Source organism: Aquisediminimonas profunda, assembly GCF_019443285.1.
GTDB lineage: Bacteria > Pseudomonadota > Alphaproteobacteria > Sphingomonadales > Sphingomonadaceae > Aquisediminimonas > Aquisediminimonas profunda.
Genome location: NZ_CP080327.1, coordinates 839,648 through 857,321 on the forward strand (window position 1 = coordinate 839,648; position 17,674 = coordinate 857,321).

The window sequence follows — 17,674 nt, forward strand, 5'->3', positions numbered from 1 at the left end:
AGAAGCGCGCGACGATGACTTTTCCTCACTATTTCTTCTGCGGTATCGGCGGATCCGGCATGATGCCACTGGCGATGATTGTCGCGGCGCGCGGCGCCGCGGTGACGGGATCCGACCGCTCGCTGGATCAAGGCCGGATTGGCGACAAGTTCGCGGCGCTTGAAAAGCTTGGCATTGCGCTCTTTCCACAGGATGGTTCGGGGGTTGTGCCGGGCCAGATCTTCGTCGCTTCCGCAGCGGTCGAAGAGAGCGTTCCGGACGTGGTCGCGGCCAACCGACTTGGTCTTGAGCGCTTGAGCCGCGCAGACCTCCTGGCCCAATTGTTCAATGCCAGCGAAACCCGGATCGCGATTGGCGGGACAAGCGGCAAATCCACTGTGACGGGCATGATTGGCTGGATTCTCGATCAGGTGGGCCGCGATCCGACGATCATGAACGGTGCTGTCATGAAGAATTATGCGCGGCCCGATGCGCCCTTTGCCAGTGCGCGGGTGGGCCACAGCGATGTTTTTGTGAGCGAGGTCGATGAAAGCGATGGCTCGATCGCGCTCTACACGCCCGATATTGCCGTCCTCAACAATGTCGCGCTCGATCACAAATCGATGGACGAACTGCGCCGCCTGTTCGGAGATTTCATTGGCAAGGCGCCGATCGCAGTCGTCAATGCCGACAATGACGAAGCCCTTGCGCTCGCTGGAGGCAATGCCCGGACTTTCGGATTTGGTGAACGCGCGTCGCTTCGCGGATCGGATCTTGTCGAGCGGCCTGATGGAGTGGACTTTCTTGCAAACGGCGTGCGCGTTTCGCTCAATGTGCCGGGTCGCCACAACGCGTCGAATGCGCTGGCTGCTCTTGCAGCGGCAGAGGCAGCTGGCGTTCCGCTGGCAGACGGTTCCGCTGCTCTGGCGGATTTTGCGGGCTTGCGCCGCCGTCTCGATCTCGTCGGGTCGCGTCATGGCGTCACCGTGATCGATGATTTCGGGCACAATCCCGACAAGATCGGCGCAACGCTCGACACGCTTCATGCCTTTCCCGGCAGGGTGCTCCTCATGTTCCAGCCACATGGCTATGGGCCATTGAAGCACATGGGCGACGCCCTGGCGGAGACGTTTCGGACAAAGCTTGGCGCAGAAGACAGGCTCTACCTGCCGGACCCGGCCTATTATGGCGGGACAGTGGATCGAAGCGCGGGCAGCGAGGCGCTTGCCAAGGCGATCGGGCCGCGCGCCAGCCATGTGCCTGCCCGCGCGGACATTGGCGACCGGCTGGTTGCGGAAGCCCGTGCCGGAGATCGTATCCTCATCATGGGCGCGCGCGACGATACCCTCAGCCAGTTCGCTGCGGAGATTCTCGAACGTCTTGACGGATAGGCATGGATCGCGTCTGCTGCGCGCATAGGGTTGAGGAAACAGCGCACAATGGCCAAGCGGCTTACATTCTACATCATGATCGGGCTGATACTCGGCATCCTGGCCGGGGCGGCCATCCACTTCTTCTACACGGGCAGCGTCCTGACCGAGCCCAACACCATTCCGGATGACGTGAAGGCCAGCCTTGCAGAATGGGGCAAATATTTGGGCCTTGTCACCGACATCTTCCTGCGGCTGATCAAGATGATCATCGCGCCGCTGATCTTTGCGACACTCGTCTCGGGCATCGTCCATATGGGCGACACGGCAGCACTGGGTCGCGTAGGCGCAAAGACCATCGGCTGGTTTATCGGCGCGACGGTGGTTTCGCTGACGCTCGGCATGATTCTCGTCAACATCCTCCAGCCGGGCGCCGGCGGCGGGTTCGAGCTGCCGCCTCCCGATGTGACGGCCGGAATCGCCAAGCCTGAAAGCGATTTTTTCAAGATCATCGCCGAAATGTTCCCCAAGTCGATCATTGAAGGCATGGCGAACAACACGATCCTGCAAATCGTGATCTTCTCGGTTTTCTTTGGTGTGGCGATGACAGCGGTCGGCGAAAAAGCCGAGCCTATCACCAAGGGCATCGATGCGCTGGTCCATGTCATGCTGCAGGTGACGGACTATGTGATGCGCGCCTCGCCCCTCGCGGTCTTTGCGGCAATGACCAAGGTCGTTGCGATCAATGGACTTGGCATCATCGGGACCTTCATCAAATTTATCGGGAGCTTCTACCTGGGGCTGGCGATCCTTTGGATTGTCCTCTTCATTGCTGCCTTCCTCGTGGTCGGACCGCGGGCCGGAACGCTTTTCCGCTATATTCGCGAACCAATCCTGCTCGCCTTTTCAACCGCATCGTCGGAAGCGGCCTATCCCCGCACGCTCGAGGCGCTGGACCGTTTTGGTGTTCCGCCCAAGATCGCAAGCTTTGTCCTCCCGCTCGGCTATTCGTTCAATCTCGATGGTTCGATGATGTACATGACTTTCGCGACGCTCTTCATCGCGCAACTTTATGGCATGCACATTCCGGTCGAAGCGCAGATCACGATGCTGCTGACGCTCATGCTGACCTCGAAGGGCATGGCGGCCGTTCCACGGGCAAGTCTTGTGGTCATTTCAGCTGTCATGGCGCAGTTTCATATTCCCGAAGCCGGACTTGTCCTGATCCTCGCGGTCGACCAGTTTCTCGACATGGGGCGGTCAGGGACAAATGTTGTCGGCAACGCGGTTGCAGCGGTCGTTGTGGCCAAGTGGGAAGGCGACCTTGATGCGCCCGAACCCCCGGAGATCGAACCGCCGCACGCCCCCACCAGCCATGTGCATTGATTTGCCGGGACGCAATCACCCAAGAAATTGCATCGGCCTGCATTGACCTTTCGGTCCAGAACTGAAAGCCTCTGGGGTGACAGTGAAAGGGGCCAACATGGGGATCGGAACGGAAGAAGAAACGGCATTTTCATTTGATGGCGACTGGCGGGAGCTGGCGCCGATCCTGTTCACGAACCTGATGCTCTCGATCGTGACTTTGGGGTTCTATCGTTTTTGGGGCATCGCACGCGAACGGCGCTATCTCTGGAGCAAGACACGGTTCATCGACGACCGGCTTGAATGGACAGGCACGGGCAAGGAATTGTTCCTGGGCTTCCTGCTGGTCATTGCGATCCTCTTCGTGCCGCTTTTCCTGCTCCAGTTCGTGGCGCAGGCGTTGATCCTGCGCGGTCATGCGGCCTTTGCAGGCGTCCTCGCCCTCTCGGTCTATCTCGTCTTCTTCTATGTGGCCGGGCTCGCCATATTCCGGGGTCTTCGCTATCGGCTCAGCCGGACGCACTGGCACGGAATCCGGGGCGGCAGCGACGATCCGGGCTTTGGCTATGGCTGGTCCTATACCTGGAAAACGATCGTCGGATCCTTTGCGCTCGGGCTGCTCATTCCCTGGTCGATGACGAGCCTGTGGAGCGAACGCTGGAACCGGATGAGCTTCGGGCCACACAATTTCGAATCCGGCCCCGAATGGGGCGGCCTGATGCGGCGCTTCCTGCTGTGCTATCTTGCGCCGATCGTGGCACTGATCGCCGGGATTGCGGCTGCAATCGCCGGGGCCGCATCCGGCGGCAGTTCCGGCGGTATTGCGGGCGGCGCTGTTGCAGTCGTGCTTGTTCTTGGGTCGCTCTATATCGTGCTGCCCCTCTTGGCCCTGGCTTATTATGCCGCGTTCTTCCGCGAGATGATCGGGACATTGAGTCTGTCGACGCTGAATTTCCATTTCTCTGCGCGCACCAAGGACTGGCTCCTGCTGATGCTGGGCAACATCGGGCTCTACGTCCTCGTGTTTGCGCTGGCACTCATTGTGGCATCAATGCTCGGCATTGCTGTGCTCCCAAAGGACCCGCAGGCCATGGCACATCCGCCAATCGCGACCTTTGCGATCATTGCCCTGATCGTCGCGATACCACTGGGGCTGGTCGGGGGATTCGTCCGTTACCGCAACTGGCACTTCTTCATCCGCCATCTTGAAGCAGGCGGCGAGATCGATCTTGTCACGCTGACCCAGTCCAGCACACCGGAACCGCGCCAGGGCGAAGGGCTGCTCGACGCATTGGACATGGGTGGCTTCTAAGCGTGACTGATGTTTCGGGCCTCTGGCATTATGACGGAAAGACGGCGATCCGGCACAAGGTCGACCTCCGGACGGAGGTGGACGGATTTGTTCTGATCGGAGACGGTGTCGACAATGGCACTTATCGCTGGAGCGATCTTGTCCGCAGGGACGACAGCCCGGATGGGCCGGTCTACGGGCTGAAAGACAGGGCTGGTTGGCGCATCTGCTTTGCCAGTGGCGTGCCGGACGCGATTCGCAGCCAACTGCCCGAGCCTGCCCGCTATGGCCGATGGGTTGACCGGCTCGGCTTCTGGCGAGCCTCCGGAGTGTTTCTTGCCGTTTCGGCGCTCTTTGCCTTTGCTGTCTTCAAGGCGCCGGATTGGCTCGCGCCCAATATCCCGTTCGCATGGGAAAAGCGGATGGGCGATGCAATGGTCGGCGATTTCGGGGGCCGCTTCTGCAATGGACCGGGCGGGCAGGCGGCGCTTGATGCGCTCGTTCGCAAGATCGATCAGGGCAAGCCTGCAGTGCGCGTCCATGTCGCCAATATCGGCATGGTCAATGCCGTCGCCTTGCCCGGCGGCAACATCGTGCTGTTTCGCGGGCTCCTGCAGGAAGCGAAGTCGCCGGATGAGATCGCTGGCGTGCTCGGGCATGAAATCGGCCATGTGCGCAAGCGCCATGTGGTTCAGGCACTCATGCGACAGGCCGGTCTCAGCGTCTTGCTGGGCGGTTTTGGAGGTAATGGCGGGGGCTATCTCAATGCAATGCTTGCTGCATCCTATTCGCGCGAGGCGGAAAGTGCGGCGGATGATTATGCCATCCAGCAGTTGAAGCTGGCCCGGATTTCCCCGGATGACACGGCCGCCTTCTTTGCCCGCATGTCGGCGCAGGAAGCAAAGCTGGGTGAAGCGGCGGCTGCGCTCGGCTATGTGTCTTCGCATCCGCTGTCACAGTCCCGTGAACGGGCGTTTCGCCAAAGCAGGCAGGCAGGCACAACCTATGCGCCCGTGATCGATGCGGACCAGTGGGCAGCACTTTCCGACATTTGCCACGACGATCCGAAGGTTCCGGCAGATGACAGTCTGTTCTTCTGAGTCTTGGCATAGAACCCGGCTTCGCAAGGCACGGCAATGCCGCTATGGGGGAGCAATCTCATAATCGTCAGGAGCAGCGCCCGATGTTTCGCAGGATTTTTCTGGATCACCCCGCCGAAGTTGAAGAAGGCTTTTTTGAGCATTTCCGCGTGGCGGCAAGCTTTGGCCTGACCATGATCCGGGGCGGATTGGGCGCGCTGGTTCATGCTTTCATTCCGGCACTCTGCGTGACGAGCGGCAGCGACACGATTCGCCGCCTCAATACGCTGATGGTCGAAAAGCGCGGAGCGAAGCGCAATGCAACGGTCGAGATGCTGTCTGTTGAATGGATAATTTGACGCGCGCCGACGGCGTGAGGCTCGCCTATTCGCGGCAAGAGGGCAAGGGCCCGACGGTCGTTTTCCTCTCAGGGTACATGTCCGACATGACGGGCGGAAAAGCCGTTGCGCTCGACGCCTGGGCTGCGCGCAACGGCCACGCGTATCTTCGTTTCGACTATGGCGGCTGCGGGGCCAGCGAAGGCCGGTTCGAAGACCAGACGCTGGCAGGCTGGCTCGCCGATGCCCTGCTGCTGATCGATACGCTCATTGAGGGTCCGGTCGTGCTCGTCGGATCGTCGATGGGCGGCTGGCTGATGCTGCTGGCAGCGCTTGCCAGGCCGGAACGGGTCGTCGGATTGATCGGAATTGCAGCGGCGCCGGACTTTACCGACTGGGGCTACACCCAGGAACAGAAGCTTGAAATTCTCTCAAGCGGCCGGCTTGAGCAAGCCTCTCCCTATGGGCCCGAACCAACTGTGGTCACCAAGGCATTCTGGCAATCCGGAGAAGCGCACCGACTGTTGCATGGGCCGATTGCGATCGATTGCCCTGTGCGGCTCCTGCACGGGCAGCGCGATCGCGACGTGCCGTGGCACTATAGTACGCACCTCGCGTCATTGCTGCGTTCAGACGATGTGCAGGTTGTGCTTGTCAAGGATGGTGACCACCGCCTGTCGCGCGAGCAGGACATCGCCCTGCTCCTGCGAACGACCGAGACTTTGCTGGAGCACCTGTGATCCTCCTTTACCTTGCCGCAGAAGCCGCCATTGCCGGACCCGCTTCCAGTGCTGATGAAGCGCGCTTTGCCTCTTGCGTGGCGCTGACGGAAAAGGACGCTGTTCAGGCCCTTGAGGCGGCGGGAACCTGGCAAGTCCAGGGCGGCGGCGTTCTCGCTCGGCAATGCGCAGGCCTGGCCTATGCAAGCCTCAAGCGATGGCTTCCGGCGGCCACTGCATTCCAGCAGGCTGCCGAGGACGCCGAACGGCATGGCGATGCGCGCGCCGCACGACTTTGGGTGCAGGCCGGCAATGCGGCGCTCGCAGGCGGCGACATGGTCAAGGCAGGCCAGTATCTGGATGCAGCGCTCGCGGGCGGGGCCCTGACAGGTGCCGAGGCCGGCGAAGCCCATCTCGATCGAGCCCGTGCGCATGCAGCGACAGGCGACACCGTGACTGCGCGTGTCGACCTCGACATGGCTCTGAAGCTGGTGCCGGCAGATCCGCTCGCCTGGCTCCTGTCCGCAACACTGGCGCGCCGCACGGGTGATCTTGCTAGAGCGCAGGCTGATATCGGCGAAGCCATGAAGCGCGCCCCCGACGACGCCGCGGTTGCACTCGAAGCCGGAAACATCGCTATCCTGTCTGGCGCCGAAGCGGCCGCGCGGACGGCCTGGACGGCTGCGGTCAAGGCATCGCCAGACAGTCCTGCCGGCGTGGCGGCTGCCGATGCACTCAAACGCTTGGGCGAGCCGAAATAATGCGCTAACACTGCGGCCATGAAATATCTGCACACCATGATCCGGGTCAGTGACCCCGCCGCCACCCTGGCCTTTTTCGAATTGCTCGGTTTGAAGGAAGTGGGTCGTTACGACAGCGAGCAAGGACGTTTCACCCTGATCTTCCTCGCCGCCCCAGGGGACGAATCGGCTCAGGTCGAATTGACGCACAACTGGGACGAAGCGGGTTATGGCGAAGGCCGCAATTTCGGGCATCTCGCCTATCGCGTCGACAATATTTACGAGACCTGCCAGCGGCTGATGGATGCCGGCGTGACGATCAACCGCCCGCCGCGCGACGGTCACATGGCTTTCGTGCGTACGCCCGACAATATCTCGATCGAACTGCTGCAGGATGGGAGCCTGCCGCCGCAGGAGCCCTGGGCATCCATGCCGAACACGGGGCATTGGTAGGATGGCTCTCGAGATTGTGCGCATCCCCGTTCTCTCGGACAATTATGTCTGGCTGGTCCACGAGCCGGATTCGGGCGAGACGATGGTTGTCGATCCCGCAGTTGCGGACCCGGTGCTCTCCGAAGCGGAAAGCCGCGGATGGCGGATCACGCAAATCTGGAATACGCACTGGCATCCCGATCACACTGGCGGCAATGAAGCCATCAAGGCAGCAACGGGGTGCGTCATTACGGGCCCGGCCGCAGAGTTCGAGCGCATTCCAACGCTTGATGTGCAGGTGACTGGAGGGGACGAGGTCAGGCTGGGCAGCTGCACTGCAGTCGTGATGGCCGTGCCTGCGCATACAGCAGGCCATATTGCCTTTCACTTCGCCGCTGAACGGGCCGTCTTCGTGGGCGACACGCTGTTTCCAATGGGGTGCGGTCGCCTGTTCGAAGGGACAGCGGAGCAGATGTTTGACAATATGGCCAGACTCGGCGCCCTTCCGCCCGAAACGCAGGTTTATTGCGCGCATGAATATACCCAGTCTAACGGCCGCTATGCGCTGGTGGCGGAGCCGGACAATATAGCCCTTGTGACGCGCATGACGGCGGTCGATGCGGCGCGGGCGCGCGGTGAAGCAACGGTGCCGACGACGATCGGGCTTGAGCGTGAAACCAACCCGTTCATGCGGGCGGGTTCGGTCGCGCAGTTGGCCGAACGCCGCGCGGCAAAGGATGGATTTCGCGGCTGAATCTGCTAAAGTTTTGGACTTGGGGGCGTGTTGGAAGGAGTATAGCCATGCGCAAGACCATGTTCATTTTTCCGCTTGCCAGCCTTTTGCTGTGCAGTGGCGTTTCTGCCTCTTCGGCCTCTCGTGAAGCCCGCTATGCCAGCGAAGAGGCACGGCTTCAAAAGGCTCTGGCCGGCTTGACGCCCGGAAAGCCACAAGACTGCATCCGATTGCGCGATGCCAATGGGACACAAAGTTTCGAGAACGGCAAAGGCACCTTGATCTTCCGGGTCTCCCGCAAGCTCGTCTATCGCAATGACACGCGCGGCACCTGTTCTGGCATCGGTCGGGATCGCGCGCTGATCACCCGCATTTTCGGCGGCACCCAATTGTGCCGCGGCGACATTGCGGAAAGCGCGGACCTTGTCGCCGGCTTTACCGGCGGCAGTTGCGCCATGGGAGACTTTGTCCCCTACACCGCTGGGTCCTAACTGCGATACAACGCGTCGATCTGTTCACCATAGACCTGCCGGATCATGTGCCGGCGGATCTTGAGCGACGGTGTGAGCATTTCATTGTCGATGGTGAAACCGTCGGGCGTCAATGTGATGTTGCGGACCTTTTCGGTCAGCGTGAGCTGGCGATTTACGCGGTCGACGGCCTCCATCACGGCGGAGCGGAATGCCGGCAGGTCGGAAAGCGCCTTGAGATCATATTTGATGTCGTTGGCCACGGCCCATTCTGCGGCCCATTCAGGATCCGGGACGACAAGCGCAACGAGATGGGGCCGCTTGTCACCACTGACCATCGCCTGGATGATTTCGGGCTGAAGCGTGAGCATCCCTTCGATCTTTTGTGGCGAGATATTCTCACCCTTGTCGTTGACGATAATGTCCTTCTTGCGATCGGTGATCCGAATGCGGCCCTTTTCGTCAAACTCGCCGATATCTCCTGTGTGAAGCCAGCCATCCTTTAATACGCGTGCCGTTTCGGCCTCGTTGCGCCAATAGCCGTGCATCACGAGCTCGCCGCGGACCAGAATCTCCCCATCCGGCGCGATCTTCACCTCGACACCCTTCATCGGCGGACCGACCGTATCCATCTTGAGTCCAACGGCCGGCCGGTTGCATGAAATGACCGGCCCCGCTTCCGTTTGGCCATAGCCTTGGAGCAAGGTCAGCCCGACGCTGTGGAAAAAGATGCCGACGTCCGGATTGAGCGGTGCGCCACCAGACACCAATGCCTTCATCCGGCCGCCAAAGCGCTGCTGGATCTTGGGACGCAGCGTCTTGTCGATAAACAGGTTCATCGGTTTGTCCCAAATCGGGACGCCCCCCTTCATGTCCTTTTCGCCCAGGTTGAGGGCTCTGCGGAGCAGGGCTTGCGCGAACTTGCCTTGTTTCTCGACAGTCTTGAGCATCCGTGCGCGCAACACTTCGAACAAGCGTGGCACGACGACCATGATCGTCGGGCGGACTTCCTCGATATTGGCAGCCAGCTTCTCGAGCCCCTCGGCATAGTAGATCTGTCCGCCAAGGCCGATCGGCAGGAACTGTCCCCCGGAATGTTCATAGGCATGGCTGAGCGGAAGGAAGGACAGGAAAACCTCATCGCCCCAGCCAAAGTCGTTCGCGATGATGTCGACACATCCGGCAACGTTGAGAAGGATCGCGCCGTGATGTTGCTGCACGCCGCGCGGTGCACCGCCAGTCCCGCTGGTGTAGATGATGCAGGCCAGGTCTTCGCGTTTGAATTCGGCTTCGGCGTTCGCGGCACAGGCGGCCACATCGACGTCGGACTTGCTGACAAGATCGGACCAGTCATGGGCCTTGACGCCACTCGTCTGCCCGACACGCAAGGGCTCGATCCCGATAATATGTTGCGCATTTGTCGCCCGTATTGCTGCAGGCATGACAGCTGCCGCAAGCTTCTGGGTCGATACGATAATCGCGGATGCGCCGGAATCCTCAATGATATGTTGGTGATCGCGCTCGCCATTGGTCGTGTACGTCGGCACAGTGATGCAACCCGCTGCCATGATGCCGAGATCCGCGATGCACCATTCGGGTCGGTTTTCCGAAACGAGCATCACCCGGTCGCCGCGCTTCAGACCCATATCCGCAAGCGAAACGGCAAGCGATGTCACTTGCCGTGCGGCATCAGCCCAGCTGAGCGATTGCCAGCGGCCTTCCGATTTGTGCCAAAGAAAGGGCGCATTGCCCTTTGCTTCCGCCCTCCGGAAGAACATCGTGACTAGATTGGGAAACTCTTCGAATTGCCTCATGCTCATTCCCCCAGTGCGACCCCCTCGCTGCGGGGGTCGGCTGCCCCCTGCCACCCTGTGGCTGTCCGCTCGGCGGCATTCGCCTTGCTCGACATGCGTCCTGTGACAACCGCATGGCCAAATCCTGCAAGCTGGCTTTGCATGGCCGCAAGCGCCGTGCCCGGCTCGACCAGGACGGCATCTCCGGCAAAGTAGATGTTCGGAGCAGCGATCGCGTCCTGCGCTGAAAGGCCCCAGTCAAGATGTGCGATCAGGGTCTTCGCGACTTGCATGATGATCGTCTTGCCGCCGGCCGCGCCCACCGCGAAAACCGGCTTGCCATCGGGGCCATAGACAATGGTTGGAGACATGGATGATAGCGGGCGCTTTCCGGGTTCGACCCGGTTGGCGACAGGCGCTCCATCCTTTTCCGGGGCGAACGTAAAATCGGTCAATTCATTGTTGAGGACATAACCGTTGGCAATCAACTGGCTGCCGAAAGGACCCTCGACGGTTGACGTCATGCTCGCAATGTCACCGTTGCCGTCGACTGCGACAAAATGGGTGGTGCCTGCAACTTCGCTCGACAGAGCCGCGGTTCTGGGCTCAGCGCCCGGGGGTATCCCGGCGTCATAGTTGCCAAGCGAGCGATCAGGAGAAATGAGCGCAGAGCGGCTCGCGATATAGGTCTTGTCGAGCAATCCGGCCACGGGGACCGCAACGAAGCCCGGATCGCCGAGATATTTTTCGCGATCGGCATAGCCCAATCGCATGGCTTCGGCGATCAAGTGCCAGCTTTGCGGATTATCCTTTCCGAGTGCCTTGAGGTCGAACCGTTCGAGCATCCTGAGGATCTGGAACACAGTCGTGGCGCCTGAAGAGGGCGGGCCCATGCCACACAGTCGGTATTGGCGGTAAGTGGTGCAAATGGCTGCACGGTCGATCGCCCGGTAGGCGGCAATATCCCTGCGGGTTATAACGGTGGGATTGCGCTTCGATTTGCCCGCCGCTGCAATGATGGCCGCTGCATTCTCCCCGGCGTAAAAGGCCTTTGGTCCCTTGGCGGCAACCTTGCGGAGAAGTGCCGCCAATGCTGGATTTTTGACCGTGTCTCCGACCTGCTTGGGCCGCCCATCCTGCCAGTAGATCGCCTGGGCCGCCGGGAAGTCGGACCACAAGGGCTTCAGCCTCGACAAGGCTTCAGCGAGCCTCGGGGTGACCTGATACCCGTTCTCTGCAAGGCGGATTGCGGGCTGGAACAGGGCAGACCATCGCAACTTGCCCCAACGCGCGGACGCTCGTGCTGCAAGGGCAATATTTCCCGGCACGCCAACCGAACGTCCGCCAGCAACGGCATCGATGAAGGGCATCGGCTTGCCTGATGCATCAAGGAACAGGCGCGGACTTGCTGAAGAGGGCGCAGTTTCCCGGCCATCGATAGTTGCAACATCGTTTGTCCGGCCGTCATTGTGGATCATGAAGCCGCCTCCACCAATGCCGGAGGACTGCGGTTCGACCACGCTCAATGCGAGCATCATTGCAATGGCCGAATCGGCAGCGGATCCGCCCTTGCGAAGGATTTCGCGGCCTGCCTCGGCGGCACGGGGGTCAGCGGCCGTGACGACACCGCCCTTCGCGAAAAGCGCGTTCGGAAAAGCAAAGAGCAGCAGCAAGGCCAATAGATATTTTTTCATCGATCGAAACCCTAGCCCTCTTCGGCGCGACGGCAAGCCCTAACGCGCTTCGCAACCGATCGCATCGGCGATCGTCGCGATCCCGTCCCGGGCCATGAGTGTTGGAAGGGTGCGGGTGATCGTCCGTGCAAGGCCCGGTCCATGATAGACCAGGGCCGAATAGAGCTGGACCAGCGAGGCGCCGGCCTTGATCCTCTCCCAGGCCTGCTCCGCCGTCTCAATTCCTCCCGCCGCAATGAGCGGAAGCAAACCACCGCTGGCGCTGCGAAAGTCACCCAAACGCCGGAGCGCGAGCGCTGCCAGAGGTGCGCCGGAAAGGCCGCCTGCCTCGCCGGCATCGGATGAACGCAGCTTGGGGCGGGACAGCGTGGTGTTGCCGATGATCAGTGCGTCGATCCGGCCCATCGCAGTCTTAACAACAGCATCGATTTCAGCGGGCTCCAGATCGGGGGCCACTTTCAGGAAGACTGGCGGTCCGCCCGGTGCGCGGGCCTCTGTCACCGCATCCAGCAGTTCGCCAAGTGCCTCTCCACTCTGGAGGGCGCGCAAGCCCGGCGTGTTGGGTGAACTGATGTTGATCGTCAGATAATCGGCGACCGGCGCCATCTGCCGGATGCCAGAAGCATAATCGGCCACGCGGTCGATAGCGTCCTTGTTTGCACCGACATTGACGCCGACGATGCCGCGTCGCCTGCGTGCTGCCAAGCGGGCAAGTGCCGCTGCCTGACCCTTGTTGTTGAAACCCATCCGGTTGATCACTCCACGATCCTCGCTCAGCCGGAAAAGCCTTGGCTTCGGGTTCCCGGCCTGCGGAAGGGGCGTCAAGGTTCCAACTTCAACAAAGCCGAAGCCAAGGCTGAGCATCGCGTCCGGCACTTCGGCATCCTTGTCGAAGCCGGCGGCGAGGCCCACTGGCGAGGGAAATGTGAGGCCGGCCAGAGCGACAGAGAGTGCAGGATCCGCCGATTGCGGAGCCTGCGTCGGCAGGAGCTTGAGTGCGGAAACCGTCAAGCGATGCGCGCGCTCGGGATCAAGGGCAAACACCAGCGGGCGAACAAGGGCAAAGATCGACATCGGCTGCGCGCTAACACTGCCGGTGCGAGCGGTCAAAACAGGGTTAAATTTTCGTGTCGATTCTGTCCAATACCGAACGCTCCGTCCGCCTTAGGCCCTTCACTGCGACCCGAGGGGCTCTCGAAGTGATTCGGAGAACCTTTACCTAAGAGCCTGACCGGGCAACTGGTCGGGCTTTTTTTTGCAGCTGAACCTGTCAATTTTTCAGCTTCGATGTCGATTCCATTCAAATTGCGACTGATTCTTGCAATCATTTAGATGTGATCTCGTCTATCAAGATAGTGCGACCCGAAGGGTGTTCACTTGTGAGGCCCTTATCCTGGAGGCCCGGCGCAATATTGTGCCGGGCCACTTTTTTTTGCCTTCTGCCTGTGCAATTGTCGTCCAAGATAAACAAAGCGCCGGATTTGCGGACCCTGCATTGCAAACAGGGATGGGAGTGCTCCCGGCGTAAAAAGATCGGGTCAGGGCAAGGTGATAAAGCTACAATATCTCCCGCCGCCAGCGGAACTTGCTGCGTTTGTGTCGGCTTATTATCTTTTTGAGACTGACGAATCTGTTTTCGAAGATCTTGAGCGTGCTGATGTCGGGCAATTCCGTGTTGTCCTGTCGGGCGAAGGCGAGGTGACCTTCGGAGACGGGCATCGACAAAGCTTTTTTCCCGTAACGCTTATGGGACCGCGCACCAAGGCTTCCCACATCAAGGTGAGGGGGCCTGCGCGCGTTTTCGGAGGCGGCCTGCTTCCGGCAGGCTGGGCCGCATTTACGGGGCTTGCTGCGGACAAATATGCAAACCGGCTTGTCGATGCGACGACGGTCCTCGGCGACGCCATTCTCGAAACCGCAACCAAAATGGCCCAGATGGAGCGGCTGGAGGATATGGTCGCACTCATGACCGAACGCTCTGCGCGCTTCACCGAAGCACTCGTGAAAGTGCCGCACTGGTTCATCCGCGCGGTCGACAATTGGCTGGAATCGAGCTTCTCGCCTGATCTCAAAGATCTGGAAACAGCAACCAATCTTTCGCGCCGTCAGATCGAACGCCTGGCGCGGCAGATCTATGGATCGCCCCCGAAACAGCTCGTCCGCAAATATCGGGCGCTGCGCACGGCGAATCTGATTGCCCGGGGCGAAGGCGACTGGCAGGATTTCATCAGTGAGGGCTTTTACGATCAATCGCATTGCATTCGCGAATTGAAGGAGTTCATCGGTATTACCCCCAGCGCTATTCGTGATCATGTTTCCCGGCTCACGACGCGGACGTTCGACCGGGCGGATCTCAAGGGACAGATTGCCTCGCTGTCCGCGCAAACCTGACGATTGTTGAAGGCTCAAGGCAATGGAGCTGAATTTCGCCACTCCTGCGCCGGAGCTCGCACCGTATGTCTCGGCCTATTATCGTGTCTATTTCGATTATCCACTGATCGAGGATTTTGAACGCGCCGATGTCGGGTATTTGCGGCTCATGTTCAGCGGTCGCGGTTTTTATACCTATCCCGACGGGCGGCGGGTTCCCGAAAGTCCTGTGATGCTGCTCGGCCCGGCCTCGGTCACGGCAAGCTACAGCCTGACGGGTCCGCTCGACAGCTTTGGCTGCGTGCTGCTCCCCGAATTCTGGGGCGGGATCGTTGCGGCGACCGCCGAATCCTGTGCCAATAATGCATGTGATGCGGTATCGTTGCTCGGGGCAGAGGCGCTCACCCTGTTTCGTCGGATGAAGAGTGCGCGTGACGTTGTGGCGATGGGAAAGTTGATGGACGCGTTCCTTGTGCCCCGGATCAAGCCAGTGCCGGCTGATCATCGCGCGATCATTGGCAGGATCGGCGATTGGCTGTCCTGCATGCCCATCCCTGCTCCCGAAGTGCTTTATGAGGCATGCAACCTGTCTCCGCGTCAGGTCATGCGGATTTCCAATCGCTATTTCGGGGCACCGCCGAAAATGCTGGCGCGCAAGTTTCGGGCCTTGCGAACTGCGTCCCGGCTGGTCGGGACCAAGGGGCCTGTGCCGGATTCACTATCCGACGACTATGCGGATCGCGCCCACATGTCTCGCGAGGTCAAACACTTCACGGGGCTGACTCCCAGAGGGCTGCAGATCCGATCGAACCCGATCATGCAAATGACGCTCCATCCGGACAATTTCCGGGCAGAAGCGCCCTGGACTTGATAATCAGACCAATTTGGTCTAATTAACTTGCCATGCGCCTTTCGAGTCTTGCCGATTATGCGGTGGTGATGATGTCCGCCACGGCCCGCCATTGCGGCGGGACGCGGACGAACGCGGCCGGCCTTGCTGAAGAGACCGGGATTCCGTTGCCAACGGTGCAGAAGCTGGTCAGCAAATTGAGTGCGGCCGGGTTGCTCCGTTCGGTTCGCGGCGCAGGGGGCGGCTTCAAGCTGGCCCGGCCGGCCGCAGCCGTCACGCTTGCCGACATCATCGAAGCTGTTGAAGGGCCGATCGCCATGACCTCATGCGTTGAAAGCGGCCGACACGATTGCAGCATGGAAGGCACGTGCCGGGTTCAGCCGCACTGGCCGGTGGTCAACCAGGCCGTGCGCGGTGCGCTGGCCGGCGTCAGCCTGAACGTGTTGGCGGAGATGCAGTAATGGCTACAAAGAACGCCGAAGCTGCTGCCGTCGCAAAGGACCTCGAAACCTATGAATGGGGCTTTTCGAGCGACATCGAGCAGGAGTTCGCGCCCAAAGGCCTGAACGAGGATATTGTCCGCTTCATCAGTGCCAAGAAGAATGAGCCCGAATGGATGCTCGACTGGCGATTGAAGGCTTATCGCCACTGGCTGACGATGGAGATGCCTGACTGGGCAAAGCTCAACATTGAGCCGATCGATTATCAGGATGCCTATTATTATGCCGCGCCCAAGGCAAAGCCGAAGCTTTCGAGCCTTGACGAGGTCGATCCGGAAATTCTTGAAGTCTACAAAAAGCTTGGCATCCCGATCGAGGAACAGAAGGTCCTCGCCGGAGTGGAGGGCGCGCGCAAGGTCGCCGTCGATGCCGTGTTCGACAGCGTTTCGGTTGCCACCACCTTTCGCGAGGAACTGAAGCGGGCGGGCGTCATCTTCCTGTCCATTTCCGAAGCAATCCGCGAGTATCCCGAACTCATCCGCAAATGGCTGGGCAAGGTCGTGCCGATGCACGACAATTATTTTGCCGCCCTCAACTGCGCGGTCTTTTCGGACGGGACATTTGTCTACATCCCCGAAGGCGTCCGCTGCCCGATGGAACTTTCAACCTATTTCCGCATCAATGCGGAAAATACCGGCCAGTTCGAACGCACGCTGATCGTGGCAGACAAGGGCGCCTATGTGTCCTACCTTGAAGGCTGCACCGCGCCGATGCGCGACGAGAACCAGTTGCATGCCGCTGTCGTCGAACTGGTGGCCCTTGACGATGCCGAGATCAAATATTCGACCGTCCAGAACTGGTATCCCGGCGACAAGGACGGCAAGGGCGGCATCTACAATTTCGTGACCAAGCGCGCGCTTTGCCAGGGCAAGCGGTCCAAGGTCAGCTGGACGCAGGTTGAAACGGGGAGCGCCGTCACCTGGAAATACCCGAGCTGCGTGCTGAGCGGCGAGAACAGCGTCGGCGAATTCTATTCGGTCGCTGTCACCAACAATCACCAGCAGGCCGATACCGGCACCAAGATGATCCATCTGGGCAAGGGCTCCCGCTCGACGATCGTGTCGAAGGGGATCAGCGCGGGCAGATCGAACAACACCTATCGCGGGCTCGTGCGTGTCGGGCCCATGGCAGAAGGCGTGCGCAACTTCACCCAGTGCGATTCACTGCTGCTGGGTGACCAGTGCGGGGCACACACGGTGCCCTATATCGAGGTCCGCAACCCTTCGGCCCAGATCGAGCACGAAGCAACGACCAGCAAGATATCAGACGACCAGCTGTTCTACGCCATGCAGCGCGGGCTGGGCCAGGAAGAAGCGGTCGCATTGATCGTCAACGGCTTTGCCAAGGAAGTGCTCCAGCAATTGCCGATGGAATTTGCGGTCGAGGCACAAAAACTGCTCGGCATCTCGCTTGAGGGAAGCGTCGGATGAGCACAGTCATTGACACTGTCGAAGTCCGTGACGTGCGGGCTGAGGATGCGGCCGAGCTTGCCGAGCTGCTCAACGCGATCATTGCACAGGGTGGCACGACTGCCCTTGAAGTGCCGTTCACGCCGGAGCGGCTTGCGGACTCCTATCTGACGGGTCCCGCTGTGCTCTGCTGTTTTGTTGCCCTGAATCCGGCCAGTCAGGAAATCCTCGGATTCCAGACGTTGGGCCGTTATCCCGATTTGCCCGATGATGTCGGCGACATCGGCACGTTCGCACGAATCGGCAATACCCAGAGCGGAGTCGGCTCCGCCCTGTTTCGCGCCACCCGTGAACGCGCGCTTGCACTCGGGCTGACTGCGATCAACGCGACAATCCGCGCGGACAATGCCGGCGGGCTGGCCTTTTATTCGCGGCAAGGCTTTCGCGATCATTCGGTGGCGAAGGCCGTGCCGCTTTCGGACGGAACGCCGGTCGATCGCATCAGCAAACGATATTCTCTCATGACCGGCAGGAACGGCTGA

Annotated in this window: 18 protein-coding genes; 15 read left to right on the forward strand and 3 right to left on the reverse strand. The window is 60.5% G+C overall.

Annotated features, from left to right (window positions below):
* Positions 1–14 precede the first annotated feature (14 nt).
* The 10 genes from K0O24_RS04305 (at position 15) to K0O24_RS04350 (ending at position 8,537) form a co-directional block, all read left to right on the forward strand.
* Positions 15–1,370 carry a Mur ligase family protein gene (locus K0O24_RS04305; RefSeq protein WP_219894602.1) on the forward strand — a complete coding sequence of 452 codons (1,356 nt, stop codon included), beginning with the start codon at positions 15–17 and terminating at the stop codon, positions 1,368–1,370.
* A gap of 48 nt (positions 1,371–1,418) precedes the next feature.
* Positions 1,419–2,735: a dicarboxylate/amino acid:cation symporter gene (locus K0O24_RS04310; RefSeq protein WP_219894603.1), complete on the forward strand. Its 1,317-nt coding sequence runs from the start codon at positions 1,419–1,421 to the stop codon at positions 2,733–2,735.
* 76 nt (positions 2,736–2,811) lie between these two features.
* A complete protein-coding gene (locus tag K0O24_RS04315) occupies positions 2,812–4,026 on the forward strand; it encodes a YjgN family protein (protein WP_219894604.1) in 1,215 nt (404 codons plus the stop codon).
* Positions 4,027–4,028: 2 nt separating this feature from the next.
* Complete coding sequence (locus K0O24_RS04320; protein WP_219894605.1) at positions 4,029–5,105, forward strand: M48 family metallopeptidase; 1,077 nt, start codon at positions 4,029–4,031, stop codon at positions 5,103–5,105.
* 83 nt (positions 5,106–5,188) lie between these two features.
* A complete protein-coding gene (locus K0O24_RS04325) occupies positions 5,189–5,443 on the forward strand; it encodes a DUF6356 family protein (protein WP_219894606.1) in 255 nt (84 codons plus the stop codon).
* Entirely contained in the window at positions 5,431–6,162 is a 732-nt protein-coding gene (locus K0O24_RS04330; RefSeq protein ID WP_219894607.1) for an alpha/beta fold hydrolase, read from the forward strand. Before K0O24_RS04325 ends, K0O24_RS04330 begins: the two co-directional genes overlap by 13 nt.
* Positions 6,159–6,902 (forward strand): tetratricopeptide repeat protein, encoded by a 744-nt coding sequence (locus K0O24_RS04335; RefSeq protein WP_219894608.1) that lies wholly within the window; start codon positions 6,159–6,161, stop codon positions 6,900–6,902. Before K0O24_RS04330 ends, K0O24_RS04335 begins: the two co-directional genes overlap by 4 nt.
* Positions 6,903–6,920: 18 nt before the next feature.
* Positions 6,921–7,334, forward strand: coding sequence for a VOC family protein (locus K0O24_RS04340; RefSeq protein WP_219894609.1), 414 nt, complete (start codon positions 6,921–6,923; stop codon positions 7,332–7,334).
* Position 7,335: 1 nt separating this feature from the next.
* Positions 7,336–8,067, forward strand: a complete 732-nt coding sequence (gloB, locus tag K0O24_RS04345) for a hydroxyacylglutathione hydrolase (RefSeq protein ID WP_219894610.1) — start codon at positions 7,336–7,338, stop codon at positions 8,065–8,067.
* Positions 8,068–8,114: 47 nt separating this feature from the next.
* Positions 8,115–8,537 carry a hypothetical protein gene (locus tag K0O24_RS04350; protein ID WP_219894611.1) on the forward strand — a complete coding sequence of 141 codons (423 nt, stop codon included), beginning with the start codon at positions 8,115–8,117 and terminating at the stop codon, positions 8,535–8,537.
* Here the strand turns inward: K0O24_RS04350 and K0O24_RS04355 are convergent.
* Genes K0O24_RS04355 through K0O24_RS04365 form a run of 3 tightly spaced genes read right to left on the reverse strand, consistent with a single transcriptional unit; the run spans position 8,534 to position 13,077 of the window.
* Positions 8,534–10,330, reverse strand: coding sequence for an AMP-dependent synthetase/ligase (locus K0O24_RS04355; RefSeq protein ID WP_219894612.1), 1,797 nt, complete (start codon positions 10,328–10,330; stop codon positions 8,534–8,536). The genes K0O24_RS04350 and K0O24_RS04355 overlap by 4 nt on opposite strands.
* Positions 10,331–10,332: 2 nt before the next feature.
* Positions 10,333–12,003: a gamma-glutamyltransferase gene (gene ggt, locus K0O24_RS04360; RefSeq protein ID WP_219894613.1), complete on the reverse strand. Its 1,671-nt coding sequence runs from the start codon at positions 12,001–12,003 to the stop codon at positions 10,333–10,335.
* A gap of 39 nt (positions 12,004–12,042) precedes the next feature.
* The gene (locus K0O24_RS04365) at positions 12,043–13,077 is read right to left on the reverse strand and encodes a quinone-dependent dihydroorotate dehydrogenase (protein WP_219894614.1); all 1,035 of its coding nucleotides are present in this window, start codon (positions 13,075–13,077) and stop codon (positions 12,043–12,045) included.
* A 474-nt stretch (positions 13,078–13,551) separates the two neighbouring features.
* On the opposite strand from K0O24_RS04365, the gene K0O24_RS04370 reads away from it, so the two are divergent.
* From K0O24_RS04370 to K0O24_RS04390, 5 genes are read left to right on the forward strand one after another with little or no spacing between them, the layout of a single operon-like run.
* Positions 13,552–14,394 (forward strand): helix-turn-helix domain-containing protein, encoded by an 843-nt coding sequence (locus K0O24_RS04370; protein ID WP_219894615.1) that lies wholly within the window; start codon positions 13,552–13,554, stop codon positions 14,392–14,394.
* 22 nt (positions 14,395–14,416) lie between these two features.
* Complete coding sequence (locus K0O24_RS04375; protein WP_219894616.1) at positions 14,417–15,244, forward strand: helix-turn-helix domain-containing protein; 828 nt, start codon at positions 14,417–14,419, stop codon at positions 15,242–15,244.
* Between the two features lie 32 nt (positions 15,245–15,276).
* The gene (locus K0O24_RS04380; RefSeq protein WP_219894617.1) at positions 15,277–15,684 is read left to right on the forward strand and encodes an SUF system Fe-S cluster assembly regulator; all 408 of its coding nucleotides are present in this window, start codon (positions 15,277–15,279) and stop codon (positions 15,682–15,684) included.
* Positions 15,684–17,153, forward strand: coding sequence for a Fe-S cluster assembly protein SufB (gene sufB, locus K0O24_RS04385; RefSeq protein ID WP_219894618.1), 1,470 nt, complete (start codon positions 15,684–15,686; stop codon positions 17,151–17,153). The genes K0O24_RS04380 and sufB overlap by 1 nt, the downstream gene beginning before the upstream one ends.
* A complete protein-coding gene (locus K0O24_RS04390; protein WP_219894619.1) occupies positions 17,150–17,674 on the forward strand; it encodes a GNAT family N-acetyltransferase in 525 nt (174 codons plus the stop codon). Before sufB ends, K0O24_RS04390 begins: the two co-directional genes overlap by 4 nt.

Bases quoted from the DNA above. Each gene is read 5' to 3' on its own strand.
- K0O24_RS04355 (WP_219894612.1), bottom strand. From the start codon at position 10,330: ATGAGGCAATTCGAAGAGTTTCCCAATCTAGTCACGATGTTCTTCCGG.
- K0O24_RS04305 (WP_219894602.1), top strand. From the start codon at position 15: ATGACTTTTCCTCACTATTTCTTCTGCGGTATCGGCGGATCCGGCATG.
- K0O24_RS04390 (WP_219894619.1), top strand. From the start codon at position 17,150: ATGAGCACAGTCATTGACACTGTCGAAGTCCGTGACGTGCGGGCTGAG.
- sufB (WP_219894618.1), top strand. From the start codon at position 15,684: ATGGCTACAAAGAACGCCGAAGCTGCTGCCGTCGCAAAGGACCTCGAA.
- K0O24_RS04375 (WP_219894616.1), top strand. From the start codon at position 14,417: ATGGAGCTGAATTTCGCCACTCCTGCGCCGGAGCTCGCACCGTATGTC.
- K0O24_RS04340 (WP_219894609.1), top strand. From the start codon at position 6,921: ATGAAATATCTGCACACCATGATCCGGGTCAGTGACCCCGCCGCCACC.
- K0O24_RS04310 (WP_219894603.1), top strand. From the start codon at position 1,419: ATGGCCAAGCGGCTTACATTCTACATCATGATCGGGCTGATACTCGGC.
- K0O24_RS04350 (WP_219894611.1), top strand. From the start codon at position 8,115: ATGCGCAAGACCATGTTCATTTTTCCGCTTGCCAGCCTTTTGCTGTGC.
- ggt (WP_219894613.1), bottom strand. From the start codon at position 12,003: ATGAAAAAATATCTATTGGCCTTGCTGCTGCTCTTTGCTTTTCCGAAC.
- K0O24_RS04325 (WP_219894606.1), top strand. From the start codon at position 5,189: ATGTTTCGCAGGATTTTTCTGGATCACCCCGCCGAAGTTGAAGAAGGC.
- K0O24_RS04380 (WP_219894617.1), top strand. From the start codon at position 15,277: ATGCGCCTTTCGAGTCTTGCCGATTATGCGGTGGTGATGATGTCCGCC.
- K0O24_RS04330 (WP_219894607.1), top strand. From the start codon at position 5,431: ATGGATAATTTGACGCGCGCCGACGGCGTGAGGCTCGCCTATTCGCGG.
- K0O24_RS04365 (WP_219894614.1), bottom strand. From the start codon at position 13,077: ATGTCGATCTTTGCCCTTGTTCGCCCGCTGGTGTTTGCCCTTGATCCC.
- gloB (WP_219894610.1), top strand. From the start codon at position 7,336: ATGGCTCTCGAGATTGTGCGCATCCCCGTTCTCTCGGACAATTATGTC.